At 73.8% G+C, this 15,078-nt stretch carries 18 protein-coding genes and 1 riboswitch; of the genes, 9 read left to right on the top strand and 9 right to left on the bottom strand.

Annotated features, from left to right (window positions below; all coding sequences use genetic code 11):
* Positions 1–55 precede the first annotated feature (55 nt).
* Positions 56–589 carry an FxsA family protein gene (locus ACQP2Y_RS24435; protein ID WP_433717206.1) on the top strand — a complete coding sequence of 178 codons (534 nt, stop codon included), beginning with the start codon at positions 56–58 and terminating at the stop codon, positions 587–589.
* Between the two features lie 67 nt (positions 590–656).
* Here the strand turns inward: ACQP2Y_RS24435 and ACQP2Y_RS24430 are convergent, their stop codons facing one another.
* Positions 657–995: an RNA polymerase-binding protein RbpA gene (locus tag ACQP2Y_RS24430; RefSeq protein WP_015622005.1), complete on the bottom strand. Its 339-nt coding sequence runs from the start codon at positions 993–995 to the stop codon at positions 657–659.
* A gap of 211 nt (positions 996–1,206) precedes the next feature.
* On the bottom strand, positions 1,207–2,619 hold the full coding sequence (locus tag ACQP2Y_RS24425) for a serine/threonine protein kinase (RefSeq protein ID WP_433717204.1): 1,413 nt from the start codon (positions 2,617–2,619) through the stop codon (positions 1,207–1,209).
* A 325-nt stretch (positions 2,620–2,944) separates the two neighbouring features.
* On the opposite strand from ACQP2Y_RS24425, the gene ACQP2Y_RS24420 reads away from it, so the two are divergent.
* Positions 2,945–3,649: a bleomycin resistance protein gene (locus tag ACQP2Y_RS24420; protein ID WP_433717202.1), complete on the top strand. Its 705-nt coding sequence runs from the start codon at positions 2,945–2,947 to the stop codon at positions 3,647–3,649.
* On the opposite strand, the gene ACQP2Y_RS24415 is transcribed toward ACQP2Y_RS24420, so the two are convergent.
* Genes ACQP2Y_RS24415 through ACQP2Y_RS24405 form a run of 3 tightly spaced genes read right to left on the bottom strand, consistent with a single transcriptional unit; the run spans position 3,646 to position 5,771 of the window.
* Positions 3,646–4,437, bottom strand: coding sequence for an alpha/beta fold hydrolase (locus tag ACQP2Y_RS24415; RefSeq protein ID WP_433717200.1), 792 nt, complete (start codon positions 4,435–4,437; stop codon positions 3,646–3,648). The two genes, ACQP2Y_RS24420 and ACQP2Y_RS24415, sit on opposite strands and share 4 nt — an antisense overlap.
* Before the next feature lie 12 nt (positions 4,438–4,449).
* Positions 4,450–5,184, bottom strand: a complete 735-nt coding sequence (locus tag ACQP2Y_RS24410) for an SRPBCC family protein (RefSeq protein ID WP_433717198.1) — start codon at positions 5,182–5,184, stop codon at positions 4,450–4,452.
* Complete coding sequence (locus ACQP2Y_RS24405; protein ID WP_433717196.1) at positions 5,184–5,771, bottom strand: winged helix-turn-helix domain-containing protein; 588 nt, start codon at positions 5,769–5,771, stop codon at positions 5,184–5,186. The genes ACQP2Y_RS24410 and ACQP2Y_RS24405 overlap by 1 nt, the downstream gene beginning before the upstream one ends.
* A 54-nt stretch (positions 5,772–5,825) precedes the next feature.
* Between ACQP2Y_RS24405 and ACQP2Y_RS24400 the strand changes: the two genes are divergently transcribed.
* Complete coding sequence (locus ACQP2Y_RS24400; protein WP_433717194.1) at positions 5,826–6,854, top strand: phosphotransferase; 1,029 nt, start codon at positions 5,826–5,828, stop codon at positions 6,852–6,854.
* Between the two features lie 12 nt (positions 6,855–6,866).
* Here ACQP2Y_RS24400 and ACQP2Y_RS24395 read toward each other — a convergent pair whose 3' ends face one another.
* From ACQP2Y_RS24395 to ACQP2Y_RS24385, 3 genes are read right to left on the bottom strand one after another with little or no spacing between them, the layout of a single operon-like run.
* Complete coding sequence (locus tag ACQP2Y_RS24395; RefSeq protein WP_433717192.1) at positions 6,867–7,445, bottom strand: histidine phosphatase family protein; 579 nt, start codon at positions 7,443–7,445, stop codon at positions 6,867–6,869.
* On the bottom strand, positions 7,442–8,227 hold the full coding sequence (locus ACQP2Y_RS24390) for a CbtA family protein (protein ID WP_433717190.1): 786 nt from the start codon (positions 8,225–8,227) through the stop codon (positions 7,442–7,444). Before ACQP2Y_RS24390 ends, ACQP2Y_RS24395 begins: the two co-directional genes overlap by 4 nt.
* The gene (locus tag ACQP2Y_RS24385; protein ID WP_433717188.1) at positions 8,218–8,424 is read right to left on the bottom strand and encodes a CbtB domain-containing protein; all 207 of its coding nucleotides are present in this window, start codon (positions 8,422–8,424) and stop codon (positions 8,218–8,220) included. The genes ACQP2Y_RS24390 and ACQP2Y_RS24385 overlap by 10 nt, the downstream gene beginning before the upstream one ends.
* Positions 8,425–8,484: 60 nt before the next feature.
* Positions 8,485–8,557, bottom strand: a riboswitch (cobalamin riboswitch).
* A gap of 142 nt (positions 8,558–8,699) precedes the next feature.
* Between ACQP2Y_RS24385 and mycP the strand changes: the two genes are divergently transcribed.
* From mycP to ACQP2Y_RS24355, 6 genes are all read left to right on the top strand, one after another.
* Positions 8,700–9,914 (top strand): type VII secretion-associated serine protease mycosin, encoded by a 1,215-nt coding sequence (mycP, locus tag ACQP2Y_RS24380; protein ID WP_433717186.1) that lies wholly within the window; start codon positions 8,700–8,702, stop codon positions 9,912–9,914.
* Positions 9,915–9,933: 19 nt separating this feature from the next.
* Positions 9,934–10,821 (top strand): Vgb family protein, encoded by an 888-nt coding sequence (locus ACQP2Y_RS24375; protein ID WP_433717184.1) that lies wholly within the window; start codon positions 9,934–9,936, stop codon positions 10,819–10,821.
* Entirely contained in the window at positions 10,818–11,348 is a 531-nt protein-coding gene (locus ACQP2Y_RS24370; protein WP_433717182.1) for a DUF6817 domain-containing protein, read from the top strand. The genes ACQP2Y_RS24375 and ACQP2Y_RS24370 overlap by 4 nt, the downstream gene beginning before the upstream one ends.
* Before the next feature lie 73 nt (positions 11,349–11,421).
* The gene (locus tag ACQP2Y_RS24365) at positions 11,422–12,372 is read left to right on the top strand and encodes a GlxA family transcriptional regulator (RefSeq protein WP_433717180.1); all 951 of its coding nucleotides are present in this window, start codon (positions 11,422–11,424) and stop codon (positions 12,370–12,372) included.
* A 3-nt stretch (positions 12,373–12,375) separates the two neighbouring features.
* Complete coding sequence (locus tag ACQP2Y_RS24360; protein ID WP_433717178.1) at positions 12,376–12,993, top strand: DJ-1/PfpI family protein; 618 nt, start codon at positions 12,376–12,378, stop codon at positions 12,991–12,993.
* Positions 12,994–13,046: 53 nt separating this feature from the next.
* Positions 13,047–14,174, top strand: coding sequence for a serine hydrolase domain-containing protein (locus ACQP2Y_RS24355; protein WP_433717176.1), 1,128 nt, complete (start codon positions 13,047–13,049; stop codon positions 14,172–14,174).
* Here the strand turns inward: ACQP2Y_RS24355 and ACQP2Y_RS24350 are convergent.
* A complete protein-coding gene (locus ACQP2Y_RS24350) occupies positions 14,171–15,025 on the bottom strand; it encodes a dihydrodipicolinate synthase family protein (protein ID WP_433717174.1) in 855 nt (284 codons plus the stop codon). The genes ACQP2Y_RS24355 and ACQP2Y_RS24350 overlap by 4 nt on opposite strands.
* Between the last annotated feature and the right edge of the window lie 53 nt (positions 15,026–15,078).

Raw genomic sequence — 15,078 nt, 5'->3', positions numbered from 1 at the left:
AGGGGCGTGTCATGCTTGCCGTGGGCGTCGAGGCGACGCCGGAAGGTTGGGGATGATGCGCCGAAGTCTGGCTCTGCTCCCGCTGGGGCTGCTCCTGCTCGCGGTGGCCGAGATATCCGTGTTCGTGGCCGTGGTGCACGCGCTCGGCGCGCTCTGGGCCCTGCTGATCATCGCCGCGTCGAGCGTGGCCGGTCTGGTGCTGCTGCGCCGCGAGGGCATCCGCGGCTGGCGCGGGTTCCGGGCCGCCGCCGAGGCCGGCCGCCCGCCGGGCCCGCAGGTGAGCAACTCCCTGGTCGGTCTGCTCGGCGCGCTGCTGCTCGCCGTGCCCGGCTTCATCTCCGCGGTCGCCGGTCTGCTGCTGGTCCTGCCGCCCGGGCGGATCCTGGCCCGCCGCGGCGTGGAACGCGCCACCGAGCGGCGGGTGCCGGCGTCGGTCGCCGGTGACCTGTTCGGCCCCCGCCACGTGCGGGTGCGCCAGTCCGCCCCCGTAGACGAGCCGGCCCCGGATTCCCCGTCCGGCCCGGCGACGTTCGGTGCGCCCGGCCAGATCGTGCAGGGCGAGGTCGTCGAAGGCGAGATCGTCCGCTAACAGCGGGCACACGACAAAATCGCCGTCCCGCTGGAGTGCGGGACGGCGATGACGTTGCTACCTGCGGTCAGCGCCCCCGACGGGTGCGGACCTCCTGAAGCCGTTCGTTGAGGATGTCCTCCAGCTCCGAGATCGACCGGCGCTCGAGCAGCATGTCCCAGTGCGTACGCGGCGGCTTCGCCTTCTTCTGCTCCGGCTCGTTGCCGTCGACCAGTCGTGCGACGCTGCCGTCGAACTTGCACTCCCAGGTGATCGGCACCTCGGCGTCGACGGCGAACGGCACCTCGAACTGGTGACCCTTCACGCACAGGTACTCGCGGGTCTGCCGGGGCGCCAGCTCCGTGTTGCGGTCGGACTCGTAGCTGACTGCGCCTAGACGGCTGCCACGCAGCATGCGTTCGCCCATGATCGGCTTTCCCCTCGCTCGTGGTGCTGCTTCCGTTGGTGTAACGAAAGGGGCGGTCGCGAGATTCCTGCCGCGACCGCCGTATGTCGACGGTGTTAACGCTTCGAGCGTAACCGCCCGGGTCCCCTATCGGCCGACTCAGCCCCGTCCTGAAGTGGACCTTGGTCCACTTTACGCGACTTTGCGAGATCTACGGATAGCGCGATGTCGGTCACCGTGCCTGCGGGACGGCTGGTTCAGCGGTTCCGCTTCCCGGTCCGCCTCCTTGCCCGTTGCCCCGGTCACCCTGCCCGCTTGTCGAATCACCAGGCCCGTTGGCGGGTCCGGTGCTCGATCCGTTGCCGGGCCTGATGCCTGACCTGTCGTCAGGTCCGCTTCTGGACCCGGCGCCTGACCCGTGGCCTGGTCCGCCGGCCGGCGTCTGTGCCGGGACGGCCCGGGCCGGGCCGAGTGACGCCAGCGCCGAGGCCAGGTCACTGACCTGGGCCGAGAGCTGAGCCACCCGGGTGTGCGCGGCATCCGCGTCGCCGCGGGCCGCGGCGAGCGCTGCCCGCTCCTCAGTTACGGTACGCCGCAGCGCCTCGACTTCGCGCGCGGCGCGCTCGGCGTTCTCGCGCTCCCGGGCGGCCTCGGCCCGCGCGGCGGTGACATCGCGCACTGCCTGCTGCACCTCGGCCCGGGCGGCGTCCCGCTCACGGCCCAGAGCCTCAGCTTGCTCGTTGGCTGCCGCACTCTGCTCCCGCGCCGCGGTCAGATCACGGGTCAGCGTCTGCACGTCGGCCCGTGCGGCCTCCAGCTCGCGCGCTCTCGTTTCGGTCTCCCGGCGGGCCTCGTCCAGTTCCCGGGACTTGGCTTCGGCCTCGCGGGACTTGGCATCGGCCTCGCGGGACTTGGCATCGGTCTCCCGGCGGGCGTCGTCGAGCTCGCGGGACTTGGCTTCGCTTTCCCGGCGTGCGTCGTCGAGCTCACGCCGGACAGCGGTGGCCTCCGCGCGGGCCCGGTCCCGTTCCGTCTCGGCCTGCTCCCGCAGTGCGACAGCAGCACTGGCAGCAGCCTGGGCCTCGTCGCGCCCCGCAACGGCCAGCCGAGCATCCTGCGCAGCGGCCTCGGCCAGACGCCGGGCATGCTGCGCGGCCTGCTGGGCGTCATCGCGCTCGGCCCGCGCGACGGCAGCCTCCTGCGCAGCCGCCCCGGCGGCCTCGGCAGCCCGATCAGCATCACGGCGGGCGTCGTCGCGTTCGGTGTGCGCGGCCGCGACCTGCCGGGACGTCTCCGCCCGGACCTCGGCCACCTGCCGCTCCACCCCGGCCGGCGACATCTCGGCGTGCAGGGCCTCGCTGAGCGTGCCGACGAGCTGATCGAGACGGTCGACGGCCTCCCAGGTGCGGGCCACCTGACCGGCTAGCCCGGGCGAGGACCGGTGCCGCATCCGTACGTTGCGCGAGGCCCGCTGGCACTCACCGTCGTTGTCCCGGCAGTAGCGGAACGGACGACCGGCAGCAGCCCGCTGCGGAACCGGCCGCCCACAGTGGGCACACGGACGGGTCTCGGGCACCGGATCGCCGGAGTAGACGCCACCGGCACCCCCGGGCGCCAGCTCGGCGGACCCAAAACCGGCCGTCACAGCCGCAGCAGTCTCTGCTCGGCCTCCCGAGGAGCCGGCTCCGAAGCGCCGGGCTGTTGCGGCACCGGTCGTCGGACTTACCAAAACCGGACCCGCCAAGGCCGGACCAGTCGCAGTCGGACCGGTCGAAGTCGGGTCACTCGTCACGGAAGCGTCGTCATCCACCATCGCGGACCGACCCTAACGCCACCCACCGACACTTTCCCGCCACCGCGCCGCACCACCCCCACGATCCGGCACCCGTCATCGGGCGTTCGGTGACACCGGCGCACCGTTCGGACATTTCCATGTGCACCACCACTACGGCGACAGCTAGGAAGAGCGCATGAGCAACGAGGTCACCGTCCCCCTGCTGCCCTGCGCCTCCATCGACGACACCGTCGCCTTCTACGAGGTGCTCGGCTTCCAATCCACGTACCGCCAGCGCAAACCCAACCCGTACGCGGCCATGCAGCGCGAAGACCTCTACCTGCACTTCTTCGAGATGGCGGGCTTCGACCCGGCCCAGTCCTACAGCTCCTGCCTCGTGCTGACCCCCGACATCAGCGGGCTGCACCGGGCGTTCGCGGCGGGAATGCGGGCCGCGTACGGCAAAGTGCTGGTCTCCGGCACCCCGCGGATGACCCGGCCCCGGCCGCGCAAGAACTACGACGGGGTGACCGGCTTCAGCGTCATCGACCCCGGCGGCAACTGGATCCGCATCGTGCAGCACACCCCGGCCGCCCCGGCCCCGTCCCAGGCGCCGGCGGGACGACTGGAGAAGGCTCTGGCGAACGCGGTCGTGCTGGCCGACTCCAAAGGAGACCCGCGCCAGGCCGCCCGCATCCTCGACAGCGCCCTGGCCCACCCCGACGACGGCGACCCCGTCACGTACGTCGAAGTCCTGGTCTACCGCGCCGAGGTGGCACTGGTCCTGGACGATCCCGCGACCGCCGCCGAGATGCTCAGCCGCGCCCGGCAAGTGCCGTTGACCGCCGACGAGACCATCCGAGCGGCTGCCGCGTTCGAGAACGCCGCTGACCTGCTCTAGGAGAAGAACTCCTTGACCACCGGGGCCAGCGCGGCGGGCTTCACCAGGTGGGTCTGACCCGGCAGTGTGCGGTATTCCGCCTTCGGCAGCGCCTCGCTCAGCGCTCGGGCCGCGTTGCGCATGTACTGCGGGCTTTCGCCGCCGTCCAGCACGAGCGCCGGGGCCGTCACGCCGGACCAGCGGGCCGGATCCAGCGGCTTCCCGCGTCCGGTGTCGCCGAGGATGCGCAGGTCGTAGGGCAGGGTGTGGGCCGCCGCCTTGATCTTGCGGAACGGTGGCAGCAGCGCCAGGATCTGGACCGCGAAGCCGGGCATGTCGACCGAGCGCAGGAACTTCTTGACCGCGCCGCCGGTGTCGCCGGCCGCGATCAGCGCTTCGGTCTCGGCCAGGAACGTGTCCGGGCGCGGCGCGTGGGTGTCGTCGACGATGAACGGCGGTTCGTAGAGGGCGAGCCGGCTGAAGCCGGGCAGGCGGTCGGCGGCGTCGGCGGCCAGGACCGCTCCGGAGGAGGTGCCGACCAGATACGCCGTACCGCCGGCCGCCGCGAGCACCGCGGCCAGGTCCTCGATCTCCCGCTGCGGTGACCAGGGCAGCGTGTTGCCGCTGTCGCCGCGGCCGCGACGGTCGTAGAAGTACACGGTGTGGGTGTCGGCGAGCGCCGCGGCCAGGCCACGCGCGGGGCCCTGGTCGCGGTAGCACATGGCGCCGTCGACGAGGATCAGTGCCGGCCCGGTGCCGGTGGTCTCGTACGCGATGGTGGTGCCGTCGGCGGAGGTGACGGTAGGCATGGTGATCGTCCTTCAGTCGAGGCGGTCGAGGTCGGGGCTTTCGAGGGATTCGAGGAAGGCGGGCCAGATCCCCGGCTCCGCGGGGGTGAACAGCGCGTGGGCCACGACCAAGGCGCCGTGGAAGCCGCGCAGGAAGCGGTAGATGGCGTCGGGTGCGCGTACCGCGAGGGTGTGCGGGTTGGTGAACGACACGACGCCGTCCGGGATCACCGTGCTGCGCACCGGGTCGCCGACGCGGGGTGCGTCGTCGAGTCCCAGCGCGTGGTGCAGGCGCTGCCAGGTGCGCGGCCAGTCCTTGACCGGCGGCCCGAAGGCGTCGACCGGGATGGCGAAGCGGCCGGGGAACCAGTACAGGCATTGCGTCAGCGTGTGGAAGAACAGCTCGGTGCCGTACCGCATCGCCTCGTACTCGTCGGCCCAGTCGTCGCCCGGCAGGAAGCCGCTGGTCACCGTCCGCAGGACGGTGGACGCGCCGGCGCGGCCCTCGATCAGATACTCGTACGCGACGAAGCGCCCGTCCTCGCCGGTGTCACTGCGGTACGCGAACCGGTGCGGCGGCTGCGCGGCGGTGACGTGCCCCTCCGGCATCCAGCCCTCGCCGAACGAGGTGCGTACGGTCTCGCCGTCGATCTCGGTGCGTCCGACGAACCAGGAGCTGATCCCGGGCCCGGTGGCCACCGTGTCCCACACCTGCTCGGGGGTGGCCGGCACCTGGGCGTCCAGGTGGGCCTCGAAGTCCTTGCCCATCACTGCTCCCGGGTCACGGTGGGGTGCACGGCGACGACGAGGCGGTGGCTGCGCCCGCCCGGCGCGTCCTCGTCGTGGAAGCGGCTCACCAGGGCGGTGACGGCCACGGTCAGCTCCTCGGCGAACGCGGTCCGGTCGGCGGCGCTGGCGAAGCGGACCTCGCCGTCGATGGCGAACGTGGTGACCTTCTGCCGGGCCTTGCCCGCGCCGGTGATCAGCTCGCCGACGTCGCGGACCAGCCGCGCCGCGACGGCGAGCAGCCAGCGCGCCGACAGCCGGTCCGGCGCCCGGGACGTGTCGGGGGCGACGGCGGCCATCGCGGTGGGGGAGATGACGTACGAGGCGGCGGTGGCCTGCAGCACCCGTTCGGTGACGTTGCCCTTGCGGCGTTCCTCGACCAGCTCCAGCAGCCCGTGCTGCTCCAGGGTGCGCAGGTGGTAGTTGACCTTCTGCCGGGGCAGGCCGACCTGGGCGGCGAGCATCGTGGCCGAGCCGGGCACGGCCAGCGCGGCCAGCAGCCGGCTGCGGATCGGGTCCAGGCTGACCTCGGCGGCGGCCGGGTCCTCGATCACTGCGACGTCTTCCATGGCGCCCACTCTCCCACCGACAAAAAAATTTGTCCAGCGGGTACGATCACCGTCGTGCGCACCCCTCCCGACGACCTGATCACCGAGCCCGGCACCGCCCAGGAGCTGACCCACAACGCGGGCAACGGCGCCACCGGCGGCATCTGGCGCGTCCGCCGCGACGGCGTCCCGGCGGTGCTGAAGCTCTCCACGCCCGGGCGGGCCGACGCGGCGGCGCACCTGCAGGCCTCCGACGAGCCCGGGCACTGGAACTACTGGCGGCGTGAGCTGCTGGCGTACCGCAGCGGCCTGGCCCGCACCGCCTTCGCCGACGCGGGGATCAGCGCGCCCGCCCTGCTCGGCACCGAGGAACGCGCCGACGGCTCCGTCGCCCTGTGGCTCGAGCACGTCGAGGGCGTCCCCGGCCCTGCCTGTGGCAGCGCGGAGCTCGGCGACGTCGCGAACCGGATGGGGATCGCTCAGGCCCGCTGGCTCGGCCGCCCGCCCACCGACGCCTGGCTGGCCCGCGACTTCCTGCGCGACTACACCAGCGCCCAGCCGGTGGGCGAGCCGGACTGGGAGCACCCGGCCGCGGTCGCCGGCTGGTCCCCGCGGCTGCGGCAGGACCTGCGCACACTGTGGCACCGCCGCACCCAGCTGCTCGCGGCGGCCGACACGGTGCCGCGCACGCTGTGCCACCACGACCTGTGGCCGATGAACCTGATCATCGGTGCGGCCGGGCCGGTCCTGCTGGACTGGGCGTTCACCGGGCCGGGAGCGATCGGGGAGGACGTCGCCAACCTGACCCTGGACGCGTTCTTCGACGGGCTGATCGACATCACCCTGATCGACGACGTGACGGCCACGGTCGCCGACGGCTACCGGCGCGGGCTGGGCGGCGTCCTGGACGACGCGACGATCAGCCGGGCGATCAAACTGACCGGCGCGGCCAAGTACTACTGGCTGGCGCCGCGGATGCTGCTCGCCGCCGCGCAGGGCAGCGGCCGGGGCGCCTACGACTCCCGCGACACCGCGGAGGTCTTCGCCGGCCGCGCCCCGGTGCTGTCACAGGTGACCCGCTGGGCCCGCGAAGCCCTGAACTGAACCGCCGGTCCGCTATCCGGCCGGCGGGAAAGACACGTGCCAGCGGCTCGTGCGATGAGTCAGCCGGATCAGCGACAACGGCGCCACGTCCAGCTGCCACACCGCCGCGTCCGGCAGCCCCAGCGCGTGCGTGAGCGCCGCCCGGACCACCACCGGATGGGCGATCGCCACCGTGCGCTCCTCGCGCTGGGTGTCCAGCCAGGCGCCGGCCCGCTGCCGCACCGCCGCCAGCGACTCCCCGCCGTGCGGGGCCGCGCCCGGATCCGTCAGCCACGCCTGCAGACCCTCGGGGTCACGGCCGGCCACGTCGCCCAGGCCCAGCCCGCTCCACGTGCCGAACGCCGGGTCGGCCAGCGCCTTGTCCACCACCGGGTCGTCGTGGCCCAGCGCCCGCGCGGTCTGCAGCGCCGCCTGCGACGGCGCGCACACCCACACGTCGCCGCGGCCGCCGAGGTCGGCCGGGCCGTCCGGGTCGCACAGGGCGAGGGCGGCCCGCAGGCCGCCCTCGTCGAGATCGTCGTCGTCGCCGGCGAAGACCGCCCGGCGCAGGGCCGGGGTGGTGGCGGCGGCGAGCAACCGCACACCGCTCACACGGTCACGGCCCCGGACTGCTCGGCCGGCACCCGCTTGGCCAGCCTGTCCAGCAGCGCCGCGAAAGCCAGCCCCAGCGCCGTCCACAACGTCACCTGGGTGCCGAGCGAGGCCAGCCGGAACGTCCACAGCAGGCTCGCCGGGAACGTGTCGGGCACCTCGTCGAACGTGGGCAACAGCACGTACCCGATCGCCACCACCACCAGGAAGCCGCCCAGCGCCGCCGCCGCCCGCAGCCACTCCGGCGCGCTCGCGCGCAGTGAGCGGGACGCCAGCACTCCGGCCCAGACCGCGACCACGCCGATCACCACGATCGACAGCCAGCCGATGGTGCGCTGGTTGATCGTCGCGGGATCGCCGACGGCGGGCGGATTGGCCGGATACTTCACGAACGGCACCAGCACGATGCCGAGCAGGGCCGCCCCGGCCAGGCCGAACGCCGCCCGGGTGTCGCTGGAAGTGCGCAACCGCCGGCGCAGCAACGTGTACGCCGTCGCGAGCAACCCGCCCATGGCCACGCCGTACAGGGCCGTGGCCAGGAACAGGCCGCCCTTCTGGCCGGTGCGTGAGACGAGCTCCTCGTCGTGGTGACCGTCGTCGGCCGCGCCGGGGGTCTCCGCGTGGGCCGCGGCTTCCTCAATGGCGATGGCCGCGTCGATCCGGCTCTCCCCGGTGGCGTACGCGAACACGCCCGCCAGCAGGCCCGCGATCAGGCCGGCCAGCAGGCCCCGCAGCAGGATGGCGCCGTAGCTGGGGGTGGTGCGGGCCGAGCTCAGTGACACGGCACGCCGAGCAGGTGACGGCCGTCGTGCATCAGCTCGTGCAGGTACATACCGCTCTGCGAGACCGCGCCCTGGTCGAAGGCGACCAGGTAGGCCAGCAGCAGGAGCATGGTGACCGCGACGACGGCGGTCCAGAGCACCCGCGGTGAGACAGCGGGCGGGTTCAGCGGGCGTACCGACTGAGTGTTGTTCGACATGACTGGGTAGACCTCCTACCGGGATGACGCGTCCCGTTCAACAGGCCTGCGTACGTGTGAGCGTCCTGACTCACGGAACCCCGCAGGGCTCCGTTCACAGTGGCGCGACCGCACCGGATTCCCACCGGTTTCCCTCACGACGCCGCAGATGGTCCCCACAACCTAGCGGCGAGCGCCGGAACCGGTCAATCGAGCCGGTGCTCACAGCCTCCGGGTCACCGTTGCGGGGCCCGGCTCGGTAACATCCAAGCCGGTCGTGGTGCGGGGGAGTGGCGATGAGGTTGCACAGGGTTACGGCAGCGCTGGGTGCGCTGGCCGGGTTGGCTGCCGTGCTGCTGCCGGCCGCGCCCGCCCAGGCCCGGGCCTTCGTCTGCCCCACCCTGCCCGGCCCGGCCAAGGTCAGCGCGGCCAAGCCGTACGAGACACAGCTGTTCGCCCCGGAACGGCTCGCGCCGTTCGCCACCGGCGCCGGCGTGCGCGTCGCGGTCATCGACTCCGGCGTGGACGCCGACCATCCGCAGCTGCGCGACCGGGTCGCCGCCGGCCAGGACTTCCTGCACGGCGACGCGACCGGGCGCCAGGACTGCGTCGGCCACGGCACGGCCGTGGCCAGCCTCATCGCCGCTGAGCCCGTCGCCGGCGCCGGCCTGCGCGGGCTGGCCCCGGACGCGACCATCGTGCCGGTGCGGGTCAGCGAGCAGACCGACACCGACCAGAGCACCGGCGGGCCGGTCAGCCCGGCCAAGTTCGCCACCGCCATCGACTGGGCCGTCGACGAGGGCGGCGCCGACGTGATCAACATGTCGCTGGTGATGACCACCGACGACGGCAGAGTCCGCGCCGCCGTCGCCCGGGCCGTCGCCGCCGGTGTCGTCGTGGTCGCCGCGGCCGGCAACGACGGGCGCCCCGACGACGGCAACCCGCGGCCCTACCCGGCGTCCTATCCCGACGTCATCGGCGTCGGGGCCATCGGAGCCAACGGCGTGGCCGGCGACTTCTCCCAGCACGGCGACTACGTGGACGTGATGGCCCCGGGCGTCGGGGTGACCATCGCCGCGCGCCGCTCCGGGCACACCCAGGGCGACGGCACCAGCTACGCGACACCGTTCGTGGCGGCCACCGCCGCACTGCTCAAGCAGCGGTTCCCGTCGCTGACCCCGGCCCAGGTGGCCCGGCGCATCCTGGCCACCGCGGACCCGGCCCCCGGCGGGCGCCGCAGCGAGCTGTACGGCTTCGGCGTGCTGAACCCGTACCGGGCGCTGACCGAGACCCTCGGCCCGGAGTCCCCGCCGCCGCCGGCACCGGCGGTCATGCACACCGAGGACCCCGCGGCGCTGGCGCTGGCCGCACGCCGGGCCCACGCGCAGGACATGTCCCTGCTGGTCGCCGGGATCGGCGCCGGCGTGGTGCTGCTGGTCGTGGTCGTCGCCGCCGCCCTGCGCCGGGGCCGGCGCCGCGGCTGGCGCCCGCCCGACCCGGAAGTGCCCTGAGGCAGCGGAGAGGAACGGCATGGACATCCGGGAGATCACGGTCGCCGACGAGGATGCCGGCCCGTACGGCATCACGACCGGCCCCGACGGTGCCCTGTGGCTGACCCTCGTGCACGCCGGGCGGGTCGCGCGGCTCACCACCGGCGGTGACCTGCGCACGTTCGACCTGGGCGCGCCCGACTGTCAGCCCAGCCTGATCACCGCCGGCCCGGACGGGGCGCTGTGGTTCACCCGCACCCAGGACGACCGGATCGCCCGGATCACCACCGACGGGCAGCTCAGCGAGTTCGCGCTGCCCACGCGCGGCTGCGGCCCGTACGGGATCACCGCCGGCCCCGACGGCGCGCTCTGGTTCACCGAGATGAACGCCGACCGGATCGGGCGTCTCACCCCGGACGGCGACCTGCGCGAGTTCGCCCTGCCGGTCTCGCAGGCGTTCGTCTCGACCATCACAGCCGGCCCCGACGAAGCCCTGTGGTTCACCCTCAACCAGGCCAACGCCGTCGGCCGGATCACCACCGACGGCACGGTCACCCTGCTCGACCTGCCCACCCCGGCCGCCGCGCCGGTCGGCATCACCGCCGGCGGCGACGCGCTGTGGTGCGTCGAGATCGGCGCCGGCCAGGTCGCCCGGATCACCCCGGACGGCACGGTGACCGAGTTCCCGCTGCCCGACCGCGCGGCCCGACCGCACGCGATCGTCGCCGGCGGCGACGGCTGCTGGTTCACCGAGTGGGGCGCCAACCGCGTCGCGCACATCAGCGCCGACGGCACCGTCACCGAGCACGACCTGCCGAGCCCGAAATCCGAACCGCACGGCCTGACCATCGGCCCGGACGGCAACGTGTGGGTGGCGCTGGAGACTGGCAAGGTCGCCGTGCTGACCGGCGCAGGCCCGGCGCGATGAGCACCGAGCAGACCGTGCGGGCCTGGCTGCGCGAACGCGGCGCCGAGAGCATCGCGCACCCCGGCGGCACCCTCTACGCCCACCTCGGCCGGGTCCACGACCGGCTCGGCGCACTCGGCCACGACCCGCAGGTGCAGCTGGCCGGGCTGGCCCACGCCGCCTACGGCACCGACGGCTTCGACCGGACCCTGCTGGCGGTCGCGGACCGGGCGGTCCTGCGCGACCTGGTCGGCGAGCCCGCCGAGGCACTGATCTACCTGTACGGCGCCTGCGACCGTTCCCGCACCTGGCGGCCTCTGCCCGACACCCGGCAGGTGCGGGACCGCTTCACCGGCGGCACTCACGAGCTGGCCCCGGAGCAGACCGGCCCGTTCACCGACCTGAGCATCGTCAACGAGCTCGACGTGGCCGAACAGGACCCGACGTTCGTCGCCCGCCACGGCGCCTACTTCCGCGAGCTGTTCGCGTCCTGGGCGCCGCTGGCATCGCCTGCCGTCCTCGCGGAGGCCCGCCGCATCCTGGGCTGATCCCGCCCGATGGCCGAAATCGTCATGGTTGTGGCGTGGACGCCGCCCCGCGTACCCGGCGATCATCGACGCCATGGGGGACCGCCGCATCGCCGTCGTCGTCTACGACGGATTCCAGCTGCTCGACCTGGCCGGCCCGGCCGACGTGTTCGCCACCGCGGCCCTGATCGCCCGCGGCGGCTACCACCTCGACGTGGCGGCCGCCGAGGCCGGCCCGGTCCGGGCCCACAACGGCGTCACCACCACCGCGGTCGCCTTCGACGACCTCACCGACATCGACACGCTGCTGGTGGCCGGCGGGCTGTCCGCGCCGCAGCACCTGCACCTGGCCGCGCCGATCGCCCGGCTCGCCGGCCGCGCCCGGCGGGTCGCGTCGGTGTGCAACGGCGCCCTGCTGCTGGCCGAGGCCGGGCTGCTCGACGGGCGCCGCGCGACCACGCACTGGCTGGTCGCCGAGGACCTCGCCGCCGCCTACCCGCGGGTCGAGGTCGACGCGGACCCGATCTACGTGCGCGACGGCACCGTCTGGACCTCCGCCGGGGTCACCGCGGGCATCGACCTGGCGCTGGCGCTGGTGGCCGAGGACCACGGCACCGCCCTGGCCGCCGACGTCGCCCGCGGCCTGGTCGTCTACCTGCACCGGCCCGGCGGGCAGAGCCAGTTCAGCACGCCGATGCGCACCGGCGTCCCGCGCAGTGAACCCCTGCGTGAGCTGCGCGCCTACATCGACGCGAACCCGGCCGCGGACCTGAGCGTGCCGGCCCTGGCCCGGCGGGCGGCGATGAGCGAACGGCACTTCTCCCGCGTCTTCACCCGCCAGGTCGGCCTGCCGCCCGGCCGCTACGTCGAGCACAGCCGGGCCGAGGCGGCCCGCCGCCTGCTCGAGTCCACCGACGCGCCGCTGGCCCGGGTCGCCCGCGACTGCGGCCTGGGCCTGCCCGAGACCCTGTACCGCACGTTCCGGCGCCGCTGGCGGATCTCACCGGCCGACTACCGCCGCCGCTTCCAGCACAGAGAGGCCTGAGGCATGCACGTCGCCATTCCGCTCTATCCCCGGTTCACCGCCCTGGACGCCGTCGGCCCGTACACCGTGCTCGGCTTCGCCCCGCAGGTCACCGTGACGTTCGTGGCCGCGGCGCCCGGCCCGGTGACCGACGACCTCGGCAGCCTCACCCTGTCCGCGACCGCCGGTTACGCCGACCTGCCGCACCCGGAGGTCATCGTCGTGCCCGGCGGCCCCGGCACCGCCGAGGCGATGCACGATCCCGAGCTGCGCGCCTGGCTGCTGGCGGCCCGCCCACAGTGGATGACCTCGGTCTGCAGCGGCTCGTTCGTGCTGGCCGCGGCCGGGTTGCTGGAGGGGCGCCGGGCCACCAGCCACTGGGGGTGGCGTGACGGGCTCGCCGCGTTCGGGGCGCAGCCGGTCGAGCAGCGGGTCGTGACCGACGGCCCGGTGATCACCGCGGCGGGCGTCTCCGCCGGGATCGACATGGCGCTGACCCTGCTGGCCCGGCTGCGCGACGACGAGACCGCGCAAACCGTCCAGCTGGCCGTCGAGTACGACCCGGACCCGCCGTTCACCGCCGGATCGCCCCGGTCCGCGCCGCCCGGCCTGGCCGAGCGGGCCCTGGCCCTGATCCGCTGAGGCCGTCGCAAATCGGTGGAGGCGGCGCCGCGGGCCGCCTACCGTGTCCCGCTGTGGACATCAGGGGAGAGGCCGACGAGCGTTTCGGCGCGGTGGCCGACGTCTTCACCCGCAACTTCGGCGACTTCCCGGAGCTCGGCGCGGCCGTCACCGTCTACGCCGGCGGCCGCAAGGTGGTCGAGCTGTGCGGGGGCGTCGCCGACGAGCGCACCGGCCGGGCGTGGACCGTCGACACCGCGGTGCCGGTGTTCTCGTGCGCGAAGGCCGTGGTGAGCATCTGCACGCACCTGCTCGCCCAGCGCGGTGAACTGGACCTCGACGCGCCGGTGAGCCGGTACTGGCCGGCGTTCGCCGCGCACGGCAAGGAGGGCATCACCACGCGGATGGTGCTCGGGCACCGGGCCGGGCTGCCGGTCCTCGACCGGAGTCTGTCGTTCGAAGAGGTCACCGCGTGGACGCCGGTCGTGCGGGCCATCGAGGAGCAGGCGCCGCTGTGGGAGCCCGGCACGGCGTACGAGTATCACGCTCATGTCTTCGGTTTCCTGCTCGGTGAGCTGATCCGGCGGATCACCGGGCTGAGCCCGGGCGCCTATTTCCGCGCGGCTATCGCGGACCGGCTCGGGCTGCGCACCAGGATCGGCGTACCCCGCGAGGAGCTCGGGGATCTCGCCCGGCTCACCGAGGCGCCGGGCCGCCCGCCGATGCCCGGCCCCGAGACGCTGATCATGCGGATGGTCACGATGAACGGCGCGTTCGTCTTCCCCGGCCTGGACGAGCCGCACGGCTGGAACGATCCCGAGCTGCTCACCGCCGAGATCCCCGGTGCGGGCGCCGTGTCGTCGGCGACCGGCCTGGCCGCACTGTTCGCCGCTGCGGTGACCGGCGACGACCGGCTGCTCACTGCGCAGACCGTGACGGACCTGCTCCGTGAGCAGTCCGCCGGCGCGAGCTGGTCCGGGATGGACGCGGGACAGCGGTGGGGCTCGGGCTTCCTGCTCGACTCGGCCTTCCGGGCACTGCCGGGCGCGCGCAGCTTCGGCAACGACGGCGCGGGCGGGCAGTTCGCCTTCGGCGACGACGAGTACGGCGTCGGCTTCGCGTACGTCGCCAACCGCATGGTCGGCTACGGCGACGCCCGGGCCACCCGCCTCATCGCCGCCGTCCGCGACGCCCTCGGCTAGAGGTGCTTCAAGGCCGCCTCGACACTGTGGGTGGCGGCCGGCACGAGCGGCAGCCGTACGGCGGCAGTCGGGATCCGGCCCTGCGCGTGCAGCACGCCCTTGATCACCGTCGGGTTCGGCTCGGCGAACAACGCCAGCGCGAGCCCAGCCAGCGCATGACCCACCGCCCGCGCCCGCACGGCATCCCCCGCGGCCCACGCCCGCACCAGCTCGGCGAAGCGGTCGGTGGCCACGTGCGCCGAGGCCAGGATCCCGCCGTGCGCACCCAGGGCCAGCAGCGGCGACACGAACGCGTCGTCACCGCCGAGCACCGCGAACCCGGCGGGCGGATCGGCCAGCAGCTCCACGGTCGCCGCGTCGATGCCACCCGCCGCCAGCTTCACCCCGGCCACCCCCGGGATCGCATCCAGGCGCCGCAGGGCCGCCGCTGACAACGGCTGCCCCGTCCGGTACGGCACGTGGTAGACCAGCACCGGCACCGGGCTCGCCGCGGCCAGCGCCTCGAAGTACGCGACAACACCGTCCTCCCCGGGGCGCAGGAACGGCGGCACCAGACTCAACGCGGCATCAACCCCGGGCCGTTCCCGCAACGCCCGCAACGCCTCGACCGAGTTCGCCCCGACCACCAGCGCGGCGTTGCCGTCCCGGCACACCCGCGTGACCACGTCCAGCACGGCCCGCTGCTCGTCCGCGCTCAGCGACGCCGGCTCCCCGGTCGTGCCCAGCGCCACCAGCCCGGCCGCACCCCCGGCCAGCACCTCCCGGGCCAGCACTTCCAGCGCGTCCAGGGCCACCGACCCGTCGGCGTCGAACGGGGTGATCAGCGGGACGTACACACCGGAGAAGGTCATGGGCCCAGCCTCTGGCACCAACTGCCATAAGGTCCAGTTCACATTTCTGCGCA

The sequence above is a fragment of the Actinoplanes sp. CA-051413 genome (genome assembly GCF_050955795.1).
Lineage (GTDB): Bacteria > Actinomycetota > Actinomycetes > Mycobacteriales > Micromonosporaceae > Actinoplanes.
This window is presented reverse-complemented; position numbering and strand designations above follow the sequence as displayed.